22 protein-coding genes and 1 tRNA gene are annotated in these 22925 nt (G+C 46.9%); 10 read left to right on the top strand and 13 right to left on the bottom strand.

Annotated elements, in window-relative coordinates:
- Window positions 1-2: 2 nt before the first annotated feature.
- From CMO31_07450 to CMO31_07425, 6 genes are all read right to left on the bottom strand, one after another.
- On the bottom strand, window positions 3-1184 hold the full coding sequence (locus CMO31_07450; GenBank protein ID MAZ53829.1) for a hypothetical protein: 1182 nt from the start codon (window positions 1182-1184) through the stop codon (window positions 3-5).
- A gap of 112 nt (window positions 1185-1296) precedes the next feature.
- Complete coding sequence (locus CMO31_07445; GenBank protein MAZ53828.1) at window positions 1297-2274, bottom strand: hypothetical protein; 978 nt, start codon at window positions 2272-2274, stop codon at window positions 1297-1299.
- Window positions 2271-2993: a hypothetical protein gene (locus tag CMO31_07440; GenBank protein ID MAZ53827.1), complete on the bottom strand. Its 723-nt coding sequence runs from the start codon at window positions 2991-2993 to the stop codon at window positions 2271-2273. The genes CMO31_07445 and CMO31_07440 overlap by 4 nt, the downstream gene beginning before the upstream one ends.
- 1 nt (window position 2994) lies before the next feature.
- A complete protein-coding gene (locus tag CMO31_07435; protein MAZ53826.1) occupies window positions 2995-4050 on the bottom strand; it encodes an N-acetyltransferase in 1056 nt (351 codons plus the stop codon).
- 65 nt (window positions 4051-4115) lie between these two features.
- Window positions 4116-5420: an 8-amino-7-oxononanoate synthase gene (locus tag CMO31_07430; protein ID MAZ53825.1), complete on the bottom strand. Its 1305-nt coding sequence runs from the start codon at window positions 5418-5420 to the stop codon at window positions 4116-4118.
- Between the two features lie 57 nt (window positions 5421-5477).
- Window positions 5478-6434: a dihydrouridine synthase gene (locus tag CMO31_07425; GenBank protein MAZ53824.1), complete on the bottom strand. Its 957-nt coding sequence runs from the start codon at window positions 6432-6434 to the stop codon at window positions 5478-5480.
- Between the two features lie 457 nt (window positions 6435-6891).
- Between CMO31_07425 and efp the strand changes: the two genes are divergently transcribed.
- The 6 genes from efp (at window position 6892) to CMO31_07395 (ending at window position 11100) form a co-directional block, all read left to right on the top strand.
- Entirely contained in the window at window positions 6892-7449 is a 558-nt protein-coding gene (gene efp, locus CMO31_07420) for an elongation factor P (protein MAZ53823.1), read from the top strand.
- The gene (gene accB, locus CMO31_07415; protein ID MAZ53822.1) at window positions 7449-7943 is read left to right on the top strand and encodes an acetyl-CoA carboxylase, biotin carboxyl carrier protein; all 495 of its coding nucleotides are present in this window, start codon (window positions 7449-7451) and stop codon (window positions 7941-7943) included. Before efp ends, accB begins: the two co-directional genes overlap by 1 nt.
- 16 nt (window positions 7944-7959) lie before the next feature.
- On the top strand, window positions 7960-9294 hold the full coding sequence (accC, locus tag CMO31_07410) for an acetyl-CoA carboxylase biotin carboxylase subunit (protein ID MAZ53821.1): 1335 nt from the start codon (window positions 7960-7962) through the stop codon (window positions 9292-9294).
- A gap of 63 nt (window positions 9295-9357) precedes the next feature.
- Complete coding sequence (nusB, locus tag CMO31_07405; GenBank protein ID MAZ53820.1) at window positions 9358-9807, top strand: transcription antitermination factor NusB; 450 nt, start codon at window positions 9358-9360, stop codon at window positions 9805-9807.
- A complete protein-coding gene (locus tag CMO31_07400; GenBank protein ID MAZ53819.1) occupies window positions 9807-10664 on the top strand; it encodes a bifunctional 5,10-methylene-tetrahydrofolate dehydrogenase/5,10-methylene-tetrahydrofolate cyclohydrolase in 858 nt (285 codons plus the stop codon). Before nusB ends, CMO31_07400 begins: the two co-directional genes overlap by 1 nt.
- The gene (locus CMO31_07395) at window positions 10657-11100 is read left to right on the top strand and encodes an acid phosphatase (GenBank protein MAZ53818.1); all 444 of its coding nucleotides are present in this window, start codon (window positions 10657-10659) and stop codon (window positions 11098-11100) included. Before CMO31_07400 ends, CMO31_07395 begins: the two co-directional genes overlap by 8 nt.
- 156 nt (window positions 11101-11256) lie before the next feature.
- On the opposite strand, the gene CMO31_07390 is transcribed toward CMO31_07395, so the two are convergent.
- The 5 genes from CMO31_07390 to CMO31_07370 form a co-directional block, all read right to left on the bottom strand.
- Window positions 11257-12255: a geranylgeranyl diphosphate synthase gene (locus CMO31_07390; protein MAZ53817.1), complete on the bottom strand. Its 999-nt coding sequence runs from the start codon at window positions 12253-12255 to the stop codon at window positions 11257-11259.
- Window positions 12256-12432: 177 nt separating this feature from the next.
- Window positions 12433-13446 (bottom strand): peptide ABC transporter ATP-binding protein, encoded by a 1014-nt coding sequence (locus CMO31_07385; protein MAZ53816.1) that lies wholly within the window; start codon window positions 13444-13446, stop codon window positions 12433-12435.
- The gene (gene dppD / locus CMO31_07380; protein MAZ53815.1) at window positions 13446-14456 is read right to left on the bottom strand and encodes a dipeptide ABC transporter ATP-binding protein DppD; all 1011 of its coding nucleotides are present in this window, start codon (window positions 14454-14456) and stop codon (window positions 13446-13448) included. The genes CMO31_07385 and dppD overlap by 1 nt, the downstream gene beginning before the upstream one ends.
- Before the next feature lie 397 nt (window positions 14457-14853).
- Window positions 14854-15075, bottom strand: coding sequence for a preprotein translocase subunit SecG (secG, locus tag CMO31_07375; protein ID MAZ53814.1), 222 nt, complete (start codon window positions 15073-15075; stop codon window positions 14854-14856).
- A gap of 68 nt (window positions 15076-15143) precedes the next feature.
- Window positions 15144-15228: transfer RNA gene (locus CMO31_07370), tRNA-Leu, on the bottom strand.
- Window positions 15229-15363: 135 nt separating this feature from the next.
- Between CMO31_07370 and CMO31_07365 the strand changes: the two genes are divergently transcribed.
- From CMO31_07365 to CMO31_07355, 3 genes are read left to right on the top strand one after another with little or no spacing between them, the layout of a single operon-like run.
- Complete coding sequence (locus CMO31_07365) at window positions 15364-16053, top strand: phosphoribosylformylglycinamidine synthase I (protein MAZ53813.1); 690 nt, start codon at window positions 15364-15366, stop codon at window positions 16051-16053.
- Window positions 16007-18289, top strand: a complete 2283-nt coding sequence (locus CMO31_07360; GenBank protein MAZ53812.1) for a phosphoribosylformylglycinamidine synthase II — start codon at window positions 16007-16009, stop codon at window positions 18287-18289. Before CMO31_07365 ends, CMO31_07360 begins: the two co-directional genes overlap by 47 nt.
- Entirely contained in the window at window positions 18289-19722 is a 1434-nt protein-coding gene (locus tag CMO31_07355) for an amidophosphoribosyltransferase (protein ID MAZ53811.1), read from the top strand. Before CMO31_07360 ends, CMO31_07355 begins: the two co-directional genes overlap by 1 nt.
- Before the next feature lie 4 nt (window positions 19723-19726).
- Here CMO31_07355 and CMO31_07350 read toward each other — a convergent pair whose 3' ends face one another.
- Both CMO31_07350 and CMO31_07345 read right to left on the bottom strand, forming a co-directional pair.
- Window positions 19727-20455 (bottom strand): glycosyltransferase, encoded by a 729-nt coding sequence (locus CMO31_07350; protein MAZ53810.1) that lies wholly within the window; start codon window positions 20453-20455, stop codon window positions 19727-19729.
- Between the two features lie 9 nt (window positions 20456-20464).
- A complete protein-coding gene (locus CMO31_07345; protein ID MAZ53809.1) occupies window positions 20465-21172 on the bottom strand; it encodes a 2-phosphosulfolactate phosphatase in 708 nt (235 codons plus the stop codon).
- A gap of 168 nt (window positions 21173-21340) precedes the next feature.
- Here CMO31_07345 and bshC point away from each other — a divergent pair, with 168 nt between their 5' ends.
- Window positions 21341-22915, top strand: coding sequence for a bacillithiol biosynthesis cysteine-adding enzyme BshC (gene bshC / locus CMO31_07340; GenBank protein ID MAZ53808.1), 1575 nt, complete (start codon window positions 21341-21343; stop codon window positions 22913-22915).
- Window positions 22916-22925: the final 10 nt, after the last annotated feature.

Genomic DNA, 22925 nt, shown 5'->3' with positions numbered 1-22925 from the left:
AGTTACCGTACCAATGGAAGGCCCTGCCCGACTACACTTATGTCAACTCTACGGTTGACTGCATAGTGATAAATGTATTGGGCTATACGTGAGCTCATCCCACCGAAATCTAGGGCTGAAGCACCAGAGGCAAAGGCCTTACGTGTCTCTAGTGAGGTTTGATAATTATTGATTGTTGAGATTAAAGTATTCGCGTCGGGAGCATAGTGACCTAGTCCTTTTTGTTCGAGAAAATCTATTAATACGTTTTCAACCCCGCCAAACCTCGATGTGGCAATAATCGGACGACCGACAGCAAGGATTTCATATACTGTCGCTGGTCCTGTTTTGGCGATGGTGATATCGCTTGCAGCGACGTAGGTAGCCATATTGTCGGTGAATCCTGTAACCCGTAAGTCCGGTTTCCCAAGATACTTTTTTTCCAGAACTTCGCATAGAGCTTTGTTGCGTCCTGCGACCACTACAATCTGAAGGTTAGGACGTATGTTCATTAGGATTTCGACTAAACGTTCAGATTTTCCTCCAACACCCTCTCCACCTAATGCTATCAAGATGGTAAATCGGTTGTCCAAGCCTAAAGCGTCTCGCGCTTCGGTTTTTCCAGGAGCTTCAAGGAAAGCTCTTCTTACAGGGTACCCAACCACATCGATACGGTCTTCTCTAATTCCTAAGTGATGGAGTCTTTGTTTAGATATTGCACTACCCACTATGAATCTTTCTGCATTTTTATCAGCCCAAAGGCCATTGGCATTTATGGTTGATGTTTCGAAGGTTAGGACGGGAAGGTTAAGTCCAAAAGTTGTTTGTGCAAGAGTAAGGGCCACGGTAAGCCAGGCGTGGTTAGCCACCACCAAGTCTGGCTGATCAGTGGCGAGACGTTGGGAGGCTACCTCTGCGAAAGAACGAAGAAGTCTCCTTTGAATAGAAACTGTCGCAGAAGGAAAGCGATCTACAAGGAGCTGACCCCATACAATTGACCAAGGATTCATGAGGGCGTATTTCCAAGCATTTTTGTGTCGTCTATCCTGTTTTTGAAAGCCATAATCGATCATTAACTCGTCTACTTGCACATCAACTTGAGGGTAGTCACGGCTGACGGCTTCGGCCATAGCTGTTGCGGAACTGACGTGTGATCCGCCAGCAGAGATTGTAGCGAAAAGGATGCGAGGCTTGGGTCGGTTCATAGGGTGAAATTATCAAAGTTTTTAGGTGATTAAGCTATCCCCATTCAATCGCGTTGTCCGTCGAAATATAAACACTAAATATCCATAGAGGGTTCATTCGGAGTAATAGTTCTTAAATGACTGCCTCCAAGGTTCTCCTTATTCCCTCTTGCCAGGGAATCTTTGGATGATAACCTAGTTCCCTCCTTGTGCAGGTTATATCAAAGTGCACGTTCCGTAGCATGAGTTGTCCTCGATAGCCAGTAAGTGGGGGCTCGGTTGATGGACTAACAAGTGCAAACAACTTTTCCATTACAATGCCAGCTGGACTTGCTAGCCATCCGGGGATCGAAACTTGCGGGGTTGGGCAGCCAACTTGATCAGCAATATTCTTAAAGAGTTGCGCCCAGCTTGGCGCTCCCTCATCTGCTATTACATAAGTTTTTCCAACTGCTTCAGGGCGATATGTCGCTAGTTCTATTCCGTGTACGAGATTTTCTACGTAAGCCGTATTAATCACTGCTTTTCCTGAATTGACTACAGGGAGTCGTCCTTTCTGTAAGGCGGAAAGGATCCGAGAAAACTGAGGATCCCTTGGGCCAAATGGCCATAAGCCAGGACGAATAACTACCCCTTCGAGCGAGTGCGATGTCAGTACGATATCTTCAGCTTGGATTTTAGAGCGCGCATAAGGGAGAGAGTGGCGATCCCTTGGAACTGATCTAGGATCAGCATTCTTAAAGCCAGTGTATCTGTGTACCGCAACGCTACTGATGAGTACAAATCGAGTGACCCCTAATTCTTCAGCGCGGCGCAAAAGGTTCCAGGTCCCATTAACGTTAACCTTTTCGGTGAGATTACTGCTTCCCCAATCCGCAACTCGAGCTGCAGCATGTATAACAACCGTGTGTTTCGGTATGTTACGGAGTGATATGGGATCAGTGATATCACCGTAAACTATAGTTAGAGCAGGGTGGCATGAGTCTGCTTCGAGGTTTCTCGTACTACCCCAAGGAGATACAAGGGCTATAACCTCAGAGCCAGCTTTGAGAAGGTGTTGGACGATATGGCTTCCAATAAAACCGTGGGCCCCTGAAACTAGGATCTTCATGGAAAAAGTTGGCCCTTACGAGCGAGAGAGAAAATATCAATGCTGATTCCAACAATGAAGTGCAAGGCTACTGGGTAGAATAAGGATTTTGTTCTGACTGCTATCACAGCAAACAGTAGGCTTGCCGGAAATGCCGCAATTGTTTCAGCAAACGGTTTTCCAAAATGAACGACGGTAGCAGCAAAAGCTTGGAGCCATATTGCCGGTATAAGTCCGAGAGCTCTCTCGAGAGTCCTAAGTAAGAACCCACGATAAAAGAATTCGAAAGAAGCGTAGTAGAGGATATAGAATCCAGCCCAAATGACGAGCGCTTGCAGGGAGCTACCAGCGGAGCTTCCTGGCCAGGGGTAAGTAGCTTGTATGGCGGGGTCAGCTGAAGCGAGTCTCATAAGTACAAGGGCTAAACCCCCGCCAAAAAAGACTATAATTGATCCTGCTTGATAGTCGCCTAAGGCCAAGCCGAGACGCTTGCGGGTTAGTCCTAGGGGTCCAGTCAGTATTTTGGGCACAAACCATAGTAAAAGTATGCTCCAAGCCACACTAGTTATCGCTGACCTAAAGTTGCGTGGTTCAAAACTAATTAGGTTCGGTCCTGGTGTAGCTAGATACCAGAAGGCGATTTGAAGCAAGATTGCTGCTAATAACGTGTACCAAAGTTTCGAAGAATTTCTAGGGAATAATTGACTCAGATCTTGTGCTAGATCCCTAAAGATTTGCACGCTAAAGGGCTTTTTGAAATATCCGGTATGTTTTATAGAGAGAGGCTCCGGTGGCAGCTATCCCCTTATTCATCGGATCGTTATCTTCGAGTATCCATGAGCACTCAGCTTCATGGTAGGTTGCTTGCCCCCGCTTAGCTATCTCGTCTATCATCACCAATTCGAATCCTCGCTGACGGTATTCTGGCAGCACACCCAGGATAGGGAGACGCGCTCGGTTAATGATCTTCTTCCGATTGAGTAGGTGCATAAACCCGAATGGCAACAATCGTCCTCCCATGCGTTTTAATACGAGGTTGATGTCAGGCAATGCGATTGCTAAACAGACCACCTCGCCTTCATATTCAGCGAACAGGGCAATGTTGGGGTCAAGAATCAACTTTAAATCGTTTGCCAGTTGGTCTAGTTCAGCCTCAGTCATTTTGACAAAACCCCAGTTTTTTTCCCAGGCTTTGTTATAGAGTTGACGAAGCAAGGCCACCTCGCTTTTGTAATTCTTTAGGTCTGCAGGTCGTACAGTCACTGCATAGCGCTTTTTAACTCTTTCGGCAAGGCGTGATAATCGTTCTCCCATGCCGCCGAGACTGATGTAACGCCATGCGTAAAGGTCTTTGGTCTTTTTGTAACCAAACATTTCCATATAACCTAGGTAGGCTTCAGGGCTATGTGGCGTCATAAGGTACGGGGTAGTGTCGAACGCATTGATTTGGAATCCCGCTCCTTCGTCCATCGTTGGATTAACGGGGCCGCGGATTGCGAGTCGTCCCTTTTGACGAGCGGTATGCTCGGTTATTTCCAATAATGCTTGTGCAGCAGTTTCATCTTGTGCTTCAAAAAAGCCAAAGAAAGCCATATTTTCCCCATGCGTATCGTTGTGGCGGGGGTTTTCGATAGCAGCAATACGCCCTACGACCTTGTTGTTTCGGACAGCCAGATAAAGCTCCATCGAACCGTATTGGTAAAACGGATTCTTGTTCGGCCTGAAAGTGTCGAATGCAGTCATCCTTAATGGGGGGACCCAGGCTGAGTCAGAAGCGTAGAACTCGTAGGGAAACATAACAAAGCGGTTAAGATCCCTCCGCGTAGTTACCGGCTGAACTTTTGTCACAGTGGCCTCGAAGCTCAAATAACCCCGTACTTACGCCCTACTACTTCAAAGGCATTAAGTAGCCTATCTAGTTGATCTTGAGTGTGGTTCGCGTTAACGCTGGTTCGTATGATTGCATTGTCAACAGCGGGTGAAACCGCTGGGGTGGTGAAGATGCCTTCTTCCCACAAGCCCCGCCAAACCTTGAACGCTATTTCATCGTCTCCAATAAGGACGGGCACTATCGGGGTTTCAGTTCCTAAAGTATCAAAACCCAGTTGGGACAATCCGTCTTGCAAGAAATGGACGTTAGTCCACAGGATCTTGCGGTGTTCGGGTTCAGATGACATTATTTCTAAGGCCTTTAAGGCTGCAGCCATTTGCATTGCAGGGAGAGCCGCAGTGAATATGAAAGGCCGAGAATGGTGTTTAACGAAGCTAATAACTTTTTTCTCGCCTGCCATAAAGCCCCCTACGCTTCCAAGGCTTTTTGAAAACGTACCTAGTATGAGGTCAACCTCTTCCTCCAGGCCAAAATGCTCAGCTGTACCACGCCCCTTGTTACCGAGAACTCCGATGGCATGAGCATCGTCTACAATTACACGTGCGCCGTAGCGCCGGGCAATTTCAATTATCCCCGGTAAATTAGCGATGTGTCCCATCATCGAGAACACTCCGTCGGTAACAATTAGTCGACCACCTGGCTTGGCAATGTCCTTTTTGAGCAAGCTTTCTAGATGGTCTAGGTCGCTATGGTCGAATTTTCGTAAAGTTGCGAAAGATAGTCTCGCCCCATCGTATAGAGAAGCATGATTTTCGCGGTCAAAGTACATGATGTCACGCCGGCCAGCAAGAGCGCTCAATACTGATAAGCAGCCTAAATATCCAGCGCTAAAAGTAAGGGCAGATTCCTTCTCCAGAAAACCTGCAAGTTTCTCTTCAAGGATTTCGTGTAGGCTTAATGTGCCAGTCAGGAATCGTGATCCCGTACAACTAGTTCCAAAGGCATTTAGCACTTCGCGGGCAGCCTCTTTGAGGCGAGTGTCTTGAGTTAGGCCTAAGTAGTCGTTCGATCCGGTTATCACCATCTCATGGCCATCGATGGTTACGAGTCCGCCATTTTGCGAGGAGATAGGTTTGAAATAAGGGTGCAACCCCAGGGCCTCTAATTCCTCAGCTCGCGTGAAGTCGAAAGCTTTTCGGAAAACGTCTTCGTGATTATCTAGGTCGTGACGGAATTGAGCTTCCAAGGCATCCCGTGTTTTGATGTTGGTCGCGTCCGACAACTGCCCCTCCAATGTCGCGAGAATAGGTATATTGGCAGAGATTATAGCATGCAACGGTTACGGAGTAATTGTTTAGGCGTGATCGCTAAATTAGGGTCGGCTTACGGTTTATTAATCGCTGAGTAGGTTAGTTGAAAATTGACTTTTCATCAGGTTTACAAAGTCATTAATTGACGACACCCGGACTAGATGAGGTTTGAGGGACGGCCCTTCTCTAAAAGAGGAGAAGTAGCGACCCAGTTGTCCGCGAAGCATTTTAACGCCACGCTGCTCGCCATACCAATCAGCGTTTAATCGAATGTGGCGGTATGCGAGTCGGACTACCTCCCCCAAGGTTGGAGCCGCGTCACCTTGTACTTCACCAAAAATCCAGGGCCTCCCAAGACTTCCCCGGGCAATCATTACGCCCAGTCCCTTCTTTCGTTGTTCCTTAAAGCTGGCAGGGGAGTTTATATCGCCTGAACCGATGACTGGTACATTAACTGCTTCAGCAACCTTGGCTATTTCGTCCCAATTAGCTTCACCATAGTATTTCTGAGTGGCCGTTCTGCCGTGTACGGCAATAGCTGAAACGCCTGCATCTACAACCGCTTTCGCAGCTTCTATAACATTAACAGCGTCAAACCCTAAACGCATTTTGGCGCTGACTGGGATGTCTACTGAGTTTACCAGGGCTCGTACTATAGAACTAGCGAGGCCAAGATCACGCATGAGAGCTGAGCCGCAACCTTTGTTGACTATTTTTTTCACTGGGCAGCCCATGTTCAAATCGAAAGCAACCGGATTGTACTTTTTTGATAAAATCCTAGCAGCTTCAGCTGCTAGTTGTGGGTCGGCGGCAAAAATTTGTATAACTAGATCTGGCTCCCCGGGATAAGGTGCACCGACCTTAATTCCACTTTGTTGTCCGGAAACTAACATCTTTGCGCTTACCATTTCCGTTACTGCATACGAGCTACCGAACTCTCGGCAGATTTTCCTGAAAGGAGCGTCAGTAAATCCTGCCATGGGGGCTAGGATAGCCCCGTTCTTGATTCGATTTTGGAAAAACGTTGCGGTTTTTGTCACGAGCAGAAAGTTAGCTCAGAGCATAGTTGATTAATAATAAATTGTTTGGTGTTTATACAAGTAATATCTGACCTCTTCACAGGAAACTATGAGCTCTTTAGGTTTGCAGTGTGAATCTGATGCATTCAACCATTCTTAAATGCACTATAACGCTTAATCGGTTATACGGGAGGCTGTTTTTCCATTTTGTGTTCTGTGGGTTTATTTCTCGAGAATACATGTTCGTAAAGGCTCATCCTAAATTAATAAAGGTTCGGACGACTTCCTTGTTACCCTATCAAGACTCGATGCCCTATCTTTTTTCGAAAAGCAACCGCAATTCCTGACATGTATCAACCTATGAAAGGAATCGGTTATAGGATTTACGAATTTTATGGACCGAAGTTAGGTTTTCCAGAAGTTTGTGAAGCTGGGGAAAGTGTTACACTTTGGGGATGCCAAACAGAAAGGCCAATTTATGATCAGCGTTACCGATTTGCGTAATGGAACCAAGGTGGAATTAGATAATGGTCTTTGGGAGTGCCTTGAGTATCAACACCAAAAGATAGGTCGGGGCGGGGCAAAGGTAGTGGCTAAATTCAAGAATCTTGAATCAGGAGCAATTGTCGAGAGGACCTTTAATTCAGGAGAAAAATTACAAGATATATTCATAGACTACTGCACTATGCAATTCCTTTACTCTGATGGTTCTGTATTCACGTTTATGGATTTAGAAACGTTTGAACAGCCAACGCTTAATCGAGAGCAGATTGGCGAATCGGCAATTTACTTGAAAGAGAACTTAGAGGTCACTGTCGATTATTTTCAAGGGCGCCCGTTAAAGGTTACGTTGCCAACAGTTGTTGAGCTACAAATAACACAGACGGACCCAGGCGTAAAAGGTGACACAGTGTCTGGAGGATCCAAACCAGCGGTGGTAGAGACGGGGGCTACCGTAAATGTCCCATTATTTATCGATAATGGAGAGATAATTCGAGTGGACACTAGATCTGGCGATTACGTAGGTAGGGCTTAATGGAAATAAAGGATATAAAACGGCTTCTTGACGCAATTTCTAATTCTGATGTTAGCGAGTTCAGCTATGAGAAAGGAGACTTTAGGGTTGCGATCAAGAGACAAACCGGGCAATCAAATTATGAGAATGGGAGTCAAGCGATACTATCTGCACCTACGCCGGTTCACGAGATTACTCAGTCCCCAGCCGTGCGCGATCAAGATGGGCTTACTTCTAGCGTCGACGAAGTGGGAGTTCCCGGGGGAGGCCTAGTTAACGAGGTAACGGCCCCTATTGTCGGGACTTTTTATTTATCTCCTGCCCCAGAGGCACCACCCTATGTGAAAGTTGGTGATCAGGTGGAGGAGGGAACCGTACTCTGCATCATCGAGGCTATGAAGCTTATGAATGAGATCGAAGCTGAGAGCGCAGGAATCATTGCCGAGATTTTTGTGCAAAATGAAGAGCCCGTAGAATATGGTCAGCTTCTTTTTCGCATCGATCCCGTACATTAATTAAGTCCTGGCTGTCATGTTTAAGAAGATCCTGATTGCAAACCGAGGAGAGATAGCACTCCGGGTGCTAAGGGCTGCTAAAGAATTAGGAGTGCAAGTAGTTGTTGCTTATTCGCAGGCGGACGAGAATTCGCTACCAGCACTTCTTGCGGATGAATCGATTTGTATCGGGCCAGCTCCAGCTAAAGGATCGTACATGAATATTCGTAATCTTCTATCTGCCGCAATTCTGACCGGAACAGAAGCGGTTCACCCAGGGTATGGATTTCTTTCTGAGAATTCCGAATTTGCGCAGAAATGTGAGGAGCACAATCTTATTTTTATCGGACCGCGACCGCAGAATATTAGTCAGATTGGTGATAAGGCTAGCGCCAGGGCTATAGCTGTGGAAGCAGGTGTTCCGGTGACTCCAGGTTCATCGCCATTCTCTCGGATCGAGGATGCGCATGATATGGCTAATGCTATTGGGTATCCAATCATGCTAAAAGCTTCAGCTGGTGGCGGTGGTAGGGGAATGCGGATCGTGCGAACACCGGATCAGTTGCAAGTCAATATTCAGAATGCGCAGGAGGAGGCGCGAATATCTTTCGGTAATTCCGAAATTTATATGGAGCGATTCCTTGAAAATTTAAAACATGTAGAAATTCAAATTTTTGGTGATGGTAAAGGCGAGGTTTTACATTTCTATGACCGAGATTGTTCGATTCAGCGGAGATATCAGAAGATTATTGAAGAGGCACCAAGCATCGGATCTCTAGAAGTGAGGGAAGCGATGGCGCAGGCTGCAGTAAGGCTTGCCAAGCATATAAAATATAGAGGTGCAGGGACCTGCGAGTTTCTGGTTGATGGCAACGGGAGATTTTATTTTAGCGAGATGAATACCCGCATCCAAGTAGAACATCCTGTTACAGAGATGATTACTGGGTTTGACCTGGTGCAAGAACAATTTCGCGTTGCAGCTGGTTTGGGTTTAAGTATTTCTCAGAAGAATATTAATCCTGTAGGTCACGCTATCGAAGTCCGCATTAATGCCGAGGACCCTAGTAAATCATTCCGGCCTTGTCCTGGAAAGATCACCGATCTGCACTGGCCCGGAGGTCCCGGGATCCGGGTAGATTCTCACGCGTATGCTGGATATTCTATCCCCCCGAATTATGATAGCCTTATCGCAAAGGTCATAGCCTGGGCGCCAACTCGAGGTCAGGCTATCGCCCGGATGCGGCGTGCCCTAAAAGAAACTGTTATTGAAGGGGTCGAGACCTCTATTCCTTTCCATCTAAAGGTTATTGATAACGAATATTTTCAGCGTGGAGAAATCAATACTGATTTTATCGAGCGGAGAATGGAATGAGACGAGATAGCTCATGGTTTCCTAATTTTTCCTTCTCAATTAGATCTAAGCATTATTTTGAGGATGTCGGTGGCTAGGAGACGTGCTAGGGAGTTGGCTTTTCGGGCTTTGTTTCAATCAGAGCAGGGTGGGTTTCCGGTTACTGAAGTATGGGAACAGCTAAGAGTAGAGTTCCCTGTTGAGAATAATGAAACTTTGGAAGAAGCGTTTACTGAGGATTCTCTAAAATTTGCTAGAAGCCTTCTTGACAGTGTTTCGGTAAATCGTGAAAAGATTGACCAGAGGATTGAGGAGCTGGTAGAGGGTTGGAGCTTTTCTCAAATGGCCCAAACAGATCTCAATATTCTTCGTCTCGCTGTTGCAGAGATGGTACACGGTTTTGACACACCAGCCGAGGTCACAATTGAGATGGCTGTAAGAACCGCTAAAAAATATGGGGGAACCGATTCCGGTCGTTTTGTTAATGGTGTTCTAGCTCAGCTTTACCGTGACCAAACTCCCGCGATCAGATAATGGAGAGTAATGTGACAGCTAGGATCCTTAACGGAAGAGAGGTTTCCAGGGTAACTATAGGTGGATTAGCACAGCAGGTAGATTCTTTGCCTTTTGTACCGCGCTTGGTATTTGTTAGGGCAGGTGACGACCCTGCCAGCGCTTCTTACGTACGTTCAAAATCGCGATTGGCGGTCAAGGCCGGTATTCGTGCCGAAACAGTGATGCTTGAATCCCATGTTACTCAGCGGGAGCTTTTAGATACTATATACAGATTAAATATGGACCCTGATATAGATGGGATCCTAGTGCAGCTTCCGTTATACCGGCATTTGCATGCTGAGGAAGTTTTGGAAGCGATCGATCCTTCGAAGGATGTCGATGGATTTCACCCTGAAAATGTTGGGAGGTTGTGGTCAGGAGAAGCTGGCCTTGTACCAGCAACTCCAATGGGATTGATCAGGATTTTAGATCATTTTGAAATTCCGATCGCAAGTCGGCATGTCGTAATAGTTGGGCGAAGTAATCTGGTTGGGAAACCAGCGGCAGCTCTTTTTTTGGGGCGTCATGCAACCGTGACCGTAGCCCATTCCAAGTCTAGAAATTTACCAGGATTAACAAGGCAGGCTGATATCCTCGTCGCTGCAGTTGGGAAGGCCGGAATTATTACTAAAGAGTGGGTCAATGAGGGCGCAACTATTCTAGATGTTGGCCAATCAATGGTGGGAAAACACCTCCTCGGTGATGTCGATCCTACTGTAGCTGAGGTAGCTTCGGCAATGACTCCTACTCCTGGGGGAACTGGGCCGATGACTGTGGCAATGGTTATTCACAACACGGTTGAGGCCGCTAGATTAAGGCGTGTTGGAGTTGGGTAGCTTCCTACAAGATACCCCAATATGGGGAGCGCTCATTGCGAGCTTAGTTGCACAGGTATTTAAGGTTGGGCTGGTTTTAGTGACTGAAAGGCGTTGGGCTTTTGATCGCCTTCTTGATACTGGAGGCATGCCCTCTTCCCATTCTGCTGCAGTCACTGCTCTTGCTGTTAATCTCGGGCTAGTTCATGGTTGGCAAAGCCCTTACTTTGCGATAGCTGCTGTGTTTGCTTCAATTGTGATGTACGACGCAACCGGCATCAGGAGAGCGGCTGGTTTGCATGCCAAGATGATAAATCAGTTGGTTAACGAGCTTGCCCATTTGTTTGACGAAGGTTTTCGTCCTCAAGCACTAAAGACGCTTTTGGGGCATACCTATCCACAGGTGATCGTAGGGTCATTAATCGGTGCGGCATGTGGTTTTCTTCTGGCTATGTAATAGATCTAATAAGCTACTGAGCTGGACCATCCTTTATTTAACTCAATAGGTTTTATTGACCGTTATCGATGTTTTAGGGTAGCAGCGCGAAGAGAGAGAAGTCGCATGGCAGCGGTTTCGCGGTGGCGTGTGACCTTTCGAGCTTCGAAATACAATTTACGAATCTCGGGTGACAAGTGATCTGAAGAGAGATCTAAGCTGGTTAAATGCAATGGGATTTGCAGGATTACGGAAGGCATCGTCTAACGTTGAAAGGCCTGTTTTAGCCAGGTGGTTAGCGCAATCCTGAGCATAATCGAGAGAGCCGTAGTTCGTTATTAAGAGAAGAATCCGAGCTATGTCCTCTTCGTTACGCTTCTGCCTTGGACGGGATAGGCGATCTATTATTTCTTGGCGCTCCTCGGCTGTGGCATGGCTGAACAAATGCGCTAGAATCAAGGTTCGCTTAGCTTCGTACAGGTCACCGGCAAACTCTTTTCCAATTGTCAGATCAGGCATTAGATTCAGGATGTCATCTCTAATCTGAAAGGCACATCCTAGGAGTTTGCCTGCCTCTAGAAATTCTTCTGGAGGTTGAATGCCAGCTGAAAGAGATCCGAGGCGGAGGGGCCCAACAACCGTATAACAAGCCGTTTTTAAATAGACCATTTGGAGGTAGTCTTGCTCGGCGATATCAAAACGAGCTTCTTTAATCCAGGTTAAGTCTAGATGCTGACCTTCTGATGTCCGATGAATGATCCATACGAATTCTTCTAGGATCGATCTCCCCAATGAGAGGTCGGCGGTTAAGGAAATTAAGAGGTCCCACATATATGCGTGAAGAGCATCTCCAACATTGAGCGCTACAGGGATACCAACTTCTTTGTGTAGGGTAGGGAGGCCTCGTCTAGATTCGGAGTCATCTTCTATATCATCGTGAATTAAAACCCAGTTTTGAAAGGCTTCAATTCCAGCAGCGGCCGGAATTCCTTTCTTCCAACTTACTCCATGGGCTTCTGTCGACTTTAGGGTTGCCAGTCCTCGAAGCCCTTTCCCTGGACGATTCGGATAGTTCCTGATGAGCTCATAAAAGGATTGCAAGGCTCTGATTTTGTGTTGAGCAGGAAGAAAGTCAAGTAGGGTAGAGCGGATTGCTTCGATCGCATCACTAGTCATATCGGATGAGGACGCCAATCCTCCAAACGTGAGCAACGTTTATGGAAAAGTGATTGCGGGAAGGGTGAGTAATAAGAGCACAATTAACGATAAAGAGGCCCATTAGCCATAAGGTATTTTTGTCCGCGCTTCTGGCTCATTGAGTTGGTATTCATCACCCTCATTATTCAGGGTACTTTAAGGTCTTTTGATGCATGCTTTGAAATGACCTGGAGAAATTTCCTCTAGTGGCGGGTCAATGTGTTTGCAATCCTCAACCGCTATAGGGCACCGAGTACGGAAAACACAGCCTGAAGGCGGATTAATTGGACTTGGAATGTCGCCTTGAAGAATAACACGGTCTCGTTGAAGAGTCGGGTCAGGTATTGGCACGGCCGATAAAAGGGCTTCAGTGTACGGATGTACGGGATTTGAATACAGCTCTTTGGAAGGAGCAATCTCCATAATCTTGCCCAAATACATAACTATGACTTTATCGCTGATGTATTCCACAACGCCTAAGTCGTGTGCAATGAAAAGGAGCGTTAGCCCTAAATCTTCTTTGAGGTCTTGTAAGAGGTTTACCACTTGCGCTTGGATGGATACATCTAACGCTGAAACCGGTTCGTCGGCAACTATGAATTGTGGGTTAACAGCAAGGGCCCTGGCGATGCCGATCCGCTGGCGCTGTCCACCAGAAAACTCATGCGGATAGCGGCGGATATGTGCTGCTGCAAGACCGGTTTTTTCGAGAAGTTCTATTACTCTCTCTTCGCGGGCTTTACCTCGAGCAAGATTATGTATTTGTAAAGCCTCTCCAATTATGTCGCCAACTGTCATCCGTGGGTTTAGACTTGCGAACGGGTCCTGAAAGATAATTTGCATTTCTTTTCGATATTCACGAAGTTGTGATTTCCCGAGCTTGGTTACATCTGTTCCATCGAACTTTACTTCGCCACTGGTAGGTTCTATCAGCCTAAGGATTGCACGCCCAGCAGTAGTCTTACCTGATCCAGATTCACCTACTAGGCCAACTACCTCTCCCCGACCAATGTCGAAAGAAATGTCATCAACAGCCTTAACGTTACTAACAACGCGGGAAAAGATGCCTCCGCGGATAGGGAAATATTTTCGTAGGTTTCTGATCTCAAGTAGATTATCTTTAGTAGGTTGAGACGTTATTTTATTGGAAGTGTTATTAGGTACGGTCATTAGACTACTTCCTCAGTGAGATTAAATTGATCCCACCTGATACACCTAACCATGTGTCCAGCACCAGTATCGTCTAGTTGGGGTACTTCAGTTTTACATTTGTCGTTGACGTATCGACATCGAGGATGAAAAGCACAACCACTGGGGAGGTACAGCGGGTTGGGTACGTTTCCGGGGATAGCTTCAAGCCGGGCCTGGTGTTCAGCTGCTGTATCTACCCTAGGTATCGAGTTAAGCAGTCCGAGAGTGTAAGGCATTTTTGGGGCACCGTATATATCTTGAACCTGTCCCTCTTCCACGGCTCTACCAGCATACATTACGACAACTCGGTCAGCCATTTCAGCTACAACACCGAGATCATGTGTAATAAACAAAATACTCATTCCGATTTCGCGTTGGAGGTTGCGCATTAGATCAAGAATCTGGGCTTGAATCGTAACATCGAGAGCGGTGGTAGGTTCGTCCGCAATTAGGAGCTTGGGACCACATGAGAGAGCCATCGCAATCATAACTCTTTGGCGCATTCCTCCTGACATTTGGTGTGGATAATTCTTAATTCGCTTTCCAGGTTCGGGAATGCCTACTAAATCAAGCATTTCAGCTGCCATTCGTAGGGCCTGGCGACCAGTTTTCTGTTGGTGTAGTACTATTGCTTCTGCAATCTGATCCCCAACTGTGTACACAGGATTAAGGCTGGTCATGGGCTCCTGGAAGATCATCGAGATCTCATTACCCCTGACCTTTCTCATATCAGGTTCCGAAAGTTTTACGAGATCCCGGCCTTCAAAAATTATTTCTCCTCCAGCAATCCTTCCTGGTGGCGTTGGGATAAGGCGCATAGCGGATAGGCTAGTGACTGATTTTCCAGAACCAGATTCACCTACGACCGCTAGTGTTTCTCCCCGGTCAATGTGGAAAGAAACCCCGTCTACAGCACGAACTGTGCCCTCATCAGTATCAAAATACGTTTTGAGGTCATTGACTTCCAATAATCGGTCAGTAGTTTCCATAATCCGAATCGCTCCTCAAGCAATTTTTGGATTTAACAAATATAACACTATTTAATACGTAAGGTCGAAACAAAATTGCTATGCCCTCACAGTGATTGATGCATAAATAAAAGCATCTAGGTCTATAGAACAACATTTTAACCCTCGAGACCGAGGAATAGAGAAACGCTTCGAGGTTATCAATGTGTAATCAAGATGTGTCCGTGCTGTAAATGGATTTCTAACGAAACCAATGTAATTATAATCAAGGGAGGACTGAAAGTAGATCATCTTGTTTGTTGAGTGCCAATCTTTTGTCACTATTGGTAATCAGGTAACTAAAAAATATTAAACCCTACGCTAGTAATCCGTGATCTACTGTCGTCATAAGGTAGCCTAAGGTGTGATCTTGTTAGGCTTATCGCGGAACAAGTTGTAACAGCAGAGCAAGAATCCCCCAAATTACTCCTAGGTAAATCGTCATACGGTGTAACCCGCCTGCCGTACCTCCAGAGGTAGAAAAATCTCCTCCACTACCCAAGCCCTCTCCTAGGCCTCCCTGTTTTGCTTCTTGGAGGAGGATAATGGCAGTAAGGACTAATGAGGAAATAACAAATAATATCAGTACAATCCAAAACATTTTTAAAACCTGTCCTTTCTGAGATTGGGTTGGATCAATCTCCAAGGCGTTATAGCGATACAAAACTTTGGTGCCGAGAGCGGGACTCGAACCCGCATGGGTTGCCCCGGTAGATTTTGAATCTACTGCGTCTACCAATTTCGCCATCCCGGCAGACTGTTTCAGGGCTTAAGACTCTGAAACTCTTTGCACCTGCTGGCAAGGCATAATAGCAGTGAGCGGAAAACCCGGTCAACATTTAGCTCGGTAGGGTGGTAAGCTACGCGCCGGGATGTGTGTAATTAGGGTATGAGGGCTGCGGTAATTAGGTTTCCAGGGTCTAATTGTGATCAAGACGCCTGTTACGCTGTTAGCCAGGCAGGAGTAAAACCTGTATTGGTGTGGCATGGTGACCACGAACTACCCAGCGTCGAAGTCGTCATTCTTCCTGGTGGGTTTAGTTATGGTGATTATCTAAGGTCGGGTGCCATGGCTGCGCTAAGTCCTGTGATGAAATCAATTGTTGATTTTGCAAACCGGGGGGGATCGGTAATTGGTATTTGTAATGGCTTTCAAATTTTAACTGAGGCTGGTTTGTTGCCAGGACAACTTACCCGTAACCTCTCTCTCCGGTTCGTGTGTAAGGATGTAACAATTAGCGTGGAAAATATTAATACACCTTTTACGACTCGGTATAGTCGAGGGCAGAATTTGAGGATCCCTATCGCCCACAATGAGGGTCGCTTTTTTGCCGACGAGGAAACATTAGATCGTCTGGAGAATCAGGGTCGCGTTGTGTTTCGTTACGGAACAGGAAAAGAGGGAAGTGCCACTGAAGGAAATCCAAACGGTAGCTTACGAAACATTGCTGGCATCATCAACGAAAGTGGAAATGTTTTGGGCATGATGCCTCATCCTGAGCGGGCCACTGACGCTCTTACTGGCTCAGTTGATGGGATCCCATTATTTCAATCTCTTTTTGAGTCTGTTTGTGTCTAAATCAGGCCAAAAATCGGATGAACCGGTGCATAGTGTCCGTGAAAGGGCTAATGCTTTCGGGTTAACTGATCTTGAGTTTGATGAGATTGTGTGCCGAATAGGACGCGACCCTAATTCTATAGAAGCAGCACTCTTTGGTGCGATGTGGAGCGAGCATTGTGGTTACAAACATTCGCGACCCCTCCTAAGGAATCTGCCGACAGAAGGCTCCTGTGTTTTGATGGGCCCGGGAGAGAACGCGGGTGTTGTCGATCTAGGTGAGGGGTATGCCCTTGCGTTTAAGGTAGAGAGCCATAACCACCCGAGTGCGATTGAACCATTTCAGGGAGCCGCGACAGGAGTGGGTGGAATTCTCCGCGATATTTTTGCAATGGGAGCGAGGCCAGTCGCGGTTTTGAATTCTCTACATTTCGGACCTTTAGAGGTTAGTCGGACTAAACATCTTCTCTCAGGAGTGGTTGAAGGCATATCGCATTACGGCAATGCTATAGGGGTGCCTACCGTTGGAGGGCAGATTGTTATCCATCCTAGTTATAGTGAGAATCCATTAGTGAACGTTATGGCTTTAGGGCTGATGCGTCATAAACATCTCCGTACTGGAACAGCAGGAGCACAAGGTAGCGTCTTGTTGTATGTGGGTTCTAAAACGGGTAGAGATGGCCTAGGTGGAGCAGTATTTGCCTCTGGTGACCTGAGTGAATCTAGTGACAGTGACAGGCCGGCTGTACAGATTGGCGACCCGTTTATGGAGAAACTGCTGCTGGAGGCTTGCTTGGAAGCTGTGGAAGAAGGCCTTGTAATTGGGGTCCAGGATATGGGAGCAGCTGGTCTGACCAGTAGCATTTCAGAGATGGCTGACCGAGCTGGTTGTGGAGTGGACATCAATATTGATGCCGTGCCTTGCAGAGAGAAGGGGATGTCACCAACTGAGGTGATGTTGTCAGAGTCGCAAGAGCGAATGATTCTGGCAGTTGATCCTGAAGTAGAGCAGGAACTGTTGTCACTTCTTAGTAAATGGGATCTCGATGCAGTTCGTATTGGAGAGGTAAGGAATCACGGAAACGTACGTATACTTAAAGAAGGTCGAATAGTTGCGGATGTGCCAGCGGGTGATTTGGCTAACGCCCCAACCTATCGCCCTGACGCTAGCGAATCTCAAGAAGTGATAAGGCTACGTAATGAGCCCACTGTAGGTCCCGCCTTAGTCAATCCAGGCTTAACTCTAGAAGCTATGTTGGCTCTTCCAACAATTGCATCTAAGAAAAGCGTTTACGAACAGTACGATCATCAAGTGATGACTAATACTGTAATTTTGCCTGGTCAAGGCGATGCAGCTGTTTTACGAATAAAGGATTCTACCGTTGGGTTTGCAGCTACCCTGGATTGTAATCCGAGATTTGTTTATCTTGATCCGAGGGGAGGCACCAAACTTGCGGTAGCAGAGGCTGCCAGGAATCTTGTTTGTGTGGGAGCTCGGCCGCTTGCTGTGACTAATAATCTTAACTTCGGCAACCCCACTGTGCCGGAAGTCTATCACCAATTGAACGAGTCTGTTTTGGGGCTTGCAGAAGCCTGTCGTGAGCTTGGAACACCAGTTACTGGTGGTAACGTTAGCCTATATAATCAGTTTCGTGCAGGTGATGAAGAAATAGCCATTTATCCCACCCCGACCATTGGAATGGTTGGGGTTCTAAAGAACGTAGAAAATAGAGCGACAATTAACTTTAAAAGCGAAGGAGATCAAATTTTTCTCCTTGGCCCGACTAACGCTACTTTGGGTGGGAGTATTTATCTTTCAGAAATCGTTGGACTGGAAGTGGGAAAACCTCCGATGGTAGATTTCGAGTTGGAGCGTAACGTAGAGAATCTGACTTTAGAGCTTATTGAGTTAGGCTTAGTTAAAACTGCTCATGATTGTTCAGACGGGGGGTTGGCTGTAACGCTTGCTGAGATGAGTATTGGTGGTGGACTCGGCGCTCGTGTACTTCTCCCCGATGAGATATCAGTTGATGAAACTCTGTTTGGCGAGGATCCTTCGCGAATTGTCATAGGAGTTTCGCAAAGTCTTATCAAGGATGCGCAGAACCTTATTGCAGAATCTGGTGTACCTTCAATGAATCTAGGGCTAGTAGGTGGTGATCGACTAGAAATCTTATGGAACGGTGGAGGATTACGCGTTTCAGTTGAACGGCTCATTTCAGCATATGAGGGTCCAATCAGAGAGGCACTCGAATAATGTTCGACAAAATGCGTGAAGAGTGCGGTATTTTTGCGATTCATGTAAGACAGCCTACGGACGTGGCCTCGATGTGCCACCTTGGGTTGTTTGCACTTCAACATAGAGGTCAAGAGTCTTGTGGGATATGCATTTCTAATGGTAGCGACATAAAGATCGAAAAGGACATGGGTCTCGTCAATGAGGTTTTTACCGAAGAGCGTTTAAATCAGTTGCGATTGACGGGAAGTCAGACAGGAATCGGTCATACTCGCTATTCAACTACTGGATCTTCGCTTCGCTTTAACGCTCAACCACTAACTGTCCGATCAAATAAAGGTTTGATAGCTCTGGCCCATAATGGGAACATTACTAACGCCCGTATGATTCGAAGTGCAATGTTAGACGCCGGAGCTGTTTTTCAAACAACTAATGATAGTGAAGTTATGATTAATCTTATTGCGAGGTATAGCCACCTTGATTTAGAGCAGGCTACTGCTCGTGTAATGTCGGAATTTGAAGGTGGTTTTGCTGTAGTGTTGATGGATCATCACAGGATAATCGGTTTACGTGACGCTAATGGGGTCCGCCCCTTGGTCATTGGGAAAATAGAAACAGGTTTTGTGTTGGCATCGGAACCGTCTGCTCTAAATGCTGTGGGAGCATCGTTCTTGCGGGATGTAGCCCCAGGAGAATTAGTGGTTATTGACGACGACGGCATCAGGTCCATTCAGGTCCTAGAAGCTCGGCCAACACCGTGTGCATTCGAATGGATTTATTTTGCCAGGGGGGATAGTTTGCTTGATGGTGTCGATGTGCACCAGGCAAGAATTTTGATGGGCGAGCAGTTAGCGAAAGAAGCTCCAGTTAATGCAGACGTTGTAGTGGGGGTACCTGAATCAGGGCTGGCTGCAGCTATTGGTTTTGCGAGGGAATCTGGGATTCCGTTTGACATGGGGTTTTACAAGTCTTCATATGCTGGAAGGACGTTCATAAATCCCAATCAGAGTTTGAGGGAGCAAAAAGTTCGACTTAAACTAGCACCTACTTCAGTTGTGAACGGAAAGCGGGTGGTGCTCGTAGACGACTCTATTGTGCGTGGAACAACATCAGGACAAATTGTTAGCCTCCTGCGAGAGGCTGGAGCCATAGAGGTTCATTTCCGGGTATCAAGTCCACCCATTCGCCACCCCTGTTACTACGGGATAGACACCTCTGCCCGCAAGGAATTAGCCGCCGCCACCCTTTCGGTAGAGGAGATCCGTGAGCGCATTGGAGCAAATTCTCTAGTATACCTATCAGAGCAGGGTCTTGGGCTTTCAATCGGTTTGCCTAGTACATGCATGGCCTGTTTCGATGGATCTTATCCAGCTGGTCACCCAGGTAGGACTGGCCAAAAAGAGGCACTCGAACTGCCCCTTTTCCCTGAGGTATTTACAGAGCTTGAGGGGTAAGTGGTCATTTACGAGGTTCTCGGATTACCCTCACGGCGAAACGAATTAACCGGGGTATTCTATACCATCTTTGTGGGTTTAATCCGATTCTCCAAGCCCACTCAATTCCCAATCGACGTGTCCACATTGGAGCCCGTATAACTTTGCCGGCAAGAATGTCAAGAGTCCCACCTACCCCAATCATTACGTTAACCCCAAGGGCCGAGCGGTTTGCGTTTAGGAATTTTTCTTGTGATTCCCCTAAGCCGGCAAGCAGTAATTGAGTACAGGAAGTGCGAATCTCTTCAATGACGTCGGACTTAATTCTTGGGCTCTCGAAATACCCGTGGTGGGTACCAGTGATTGTGGTTCCATAAAGACGCGCTGCAGCTGCAGCTGCAGCTGCAGCGACACCCTTTTTTCCGCCAAGAAAAAAAACGCGTAAAGATGGCCCTCCCATTTTTAGTACTTTTGAGACTAGGTCTACGCCCTGTACCCTACCAGGGAGAGTATAACCCCTCAGGCGAGCTGCCCAAACAATACCTACTCCGTCAGCAATTGTGAGGTCGGAGTCATTAATCGCTTGCTTAAGGTTATTGTCTTTCAAAGATCTTACGATGATTTCAGGGTTTATCGTAACAACTAAATTGGGGTTATTGTTTTGTTTTATCCGTTCAAGAACCCAGTCTGTTGATTCGTCGAGAGATAGGGGGTCCAGTTGATGACCGAGTACTTTTGGAATTACATTTTTCACCTTAACGTGTTAGATTTCGAATTCATATAATCGGTTAATTCCCGAAGCGTGCTGCATTATGGGCACCTTTGTGCTTTGGTCAATTAGACTAGCGAATGCGAGGTCTTCGTCCCTACGTAAGCGGCGGAGAGAGTGACCTGCAATTGATTGCCATAGCGCTTCTAGTGGGTCAGGAAATGCCCTAAGGAGGCTTACGCAGAAGTTCCCAGCGCCTTCGAGGCTGGTTTCTGGTGTCAATGATTTCAAGCGTGCTGCTAGGAAACCTGCTGTTAGTGCATCGTCTAAGTCTTCAGCGCCGTTGAAACCAGAGCAAATTAGGGTAGTCGAGGTGCTAGCTAAATCGAGAATCCTTTTAGCTACAGCAGTTACATTGTACAAAGAGGCCAGTAATACTCTTTTTGGCCTTCCCATTGTTTCCAGAGCCCGCGGAGCATTTTCTGAGACCATGATGGCTCGTTGACCTTTCAAATCAATCTGGCTTAATTCGCTTGGGGAGCAACCGTAATTAAAACCTTCGAGAGGGAATCCTTCTCGTTCACCGATAAGTAGATGTTCGCTGTGGTTCATTCTGGCTAATTTCGCGCTTGAAGTTATGGTTAAGCGGCTCAGACCGTTGTCGAATAGTATTGGCGCTAACGTGCATGAACGAAGGACATCGACTAGCACAACAGTGCCTTCGTAGGGTGGTGAGGGAAGCAGGTCAACGCGTATGCGCATGGGAGATGGTTAGGTTCTTACCGGGAACCGATACTAAAGGACTGAGCAATATCCGACAGATTAATATTGCCCCTCCGGTAACTCATTATATCATGTTAGTCTTTTCGGGATTTTTTCAATGATCACCACAAAACAACAGTGCCTTGCGCCTGCCCTGTAAACTAGTGCGTGGTGTCTACTCAGTCAGGGTCTGATTTTTTCCTAGAAAGTTATCTAAGGGGGGATCTTAATTCTTTTTTTCGAGTTCCCCCCAATGACATAGAATCGGCGCTAAAACTACCTAGCCGGGCAGTTTCGCCAAGTATTTGTAAGGCATTGGAAAAGACTGCTTTGAGGCACGGAGCGCCACAAGAAGTAATGGAAAATATTGCCATATTACGTGGTACAGAGGCACGTGTTGTTGTCACGGGACAGCAACCTGGACTGTTGTTAGGGCCTGCATTTTCGTTGTCCAAAGCTTTGACGGCGGTTCGCTTGGCGGAGGAGTTATCACAACCCGAAAAGCCGGTTGTCCCAGTGTTCTGGGTGGCCAGCCAAGATCATGATCACGAAGAGATTAACCATACGTATCTTTTGGACCTTGACGAACAACTCCACAGGGTTGCCGTAGATCTCGCTCAGGATGTTCCCTCGGGACGCATCCCGATGACAGATCGTATTCTCGGAGAGGCCTTGGCCAGCCTAGCGGAACTTAAGGTCCCAGACAAAGCGTTGGCAGAGGTTACGGAATTATTAGAATCTTCGGCCAGGGCATCAAATACCTATGCTGACTGGTTTGTGGGCCAGATGTATCGGCTTCTCGGGCACTCTGGATTAGTGTTACTAGATCCTCTCGATATAGGAATAGCTCCTCACTTTAATGACGTGCTGGAGGCTGAGTTAGAGTCGCCAGCCGCATCGATAAAAGCAATCATGTCTGCGGCGTCTGAACTCCGTCTTGCTGGATTTGAGCCACAGCTCGGTAGAGGAGTAGATTCAACTAACCTGTTCTTAGAGGAATTAGGTGATCTACCACGGAGGTCACTTTTGCGTTTTGACGGGACGATGTTTCGTTTTGGCGAACAGCAATTTTCCACTGAGGCGTTAAAGCTGGTCACTAAAGAATCGCCGGGGCGAATAACTCCAGCGGCTGGGCTGCGTCCTATCACTCAGGATGCAATCCTTCCAAATATAGCCACGGTGGTGGGTCCAGGCGAACTCCGGTACTTGGCCCAACTTCGTGATGTCTATCGGTGTCACGGAATTTCAATGCCACTTATATGGCCTCGGTCAACCGTTACAGTCGCTGAACCCCCGGTCCAGCGTATCCTAAAGCGATACGACATAGACTACCGTGAGATCGTAGCGGGGTCAGAATCAGTATTTGAAGAAATAATTCTCAAAAGACGTGGACATGTAACTGCTTTTACGAAGGCGTCGGATGAAATAGAGAAGAGTTTTGAAGAATTGATTACCGAAGTGTCTTCGATAGAACCTACCTTGTCCAGGCCTTTGTCACGAGCAGTCCGGGCCCACGACAGGATTGTTTCAAGATTGCGCGGGAAGGTCGCGCATGCAGCTTTGATGAGCGACACGGTAACTAACAGGCAATTTCAACGCTTAAGACTCCACCTAAGGCCAGCAGGTCAGCCACAGGAGAGAATACTGAGTGGTTATTCCTATATGCTTAAATTCGGCGTTCAATCCTATATTGAGGCTCTCCAGGCTGTTAGCAGTAAGGGTGAGGTGTTGGTCAAGTTTTGAGATCATGATT

This window comes from Trueperaceae bacterium (genome assembly GCA_002707365.1).
GTDB lineage: Bacteria > Deinococcota > Deinococci > Deinococcales > Trueperaceae > UBA6957.
This window is presented reverse-complemented; position numbering and strand designations above follow the sequence as displayed.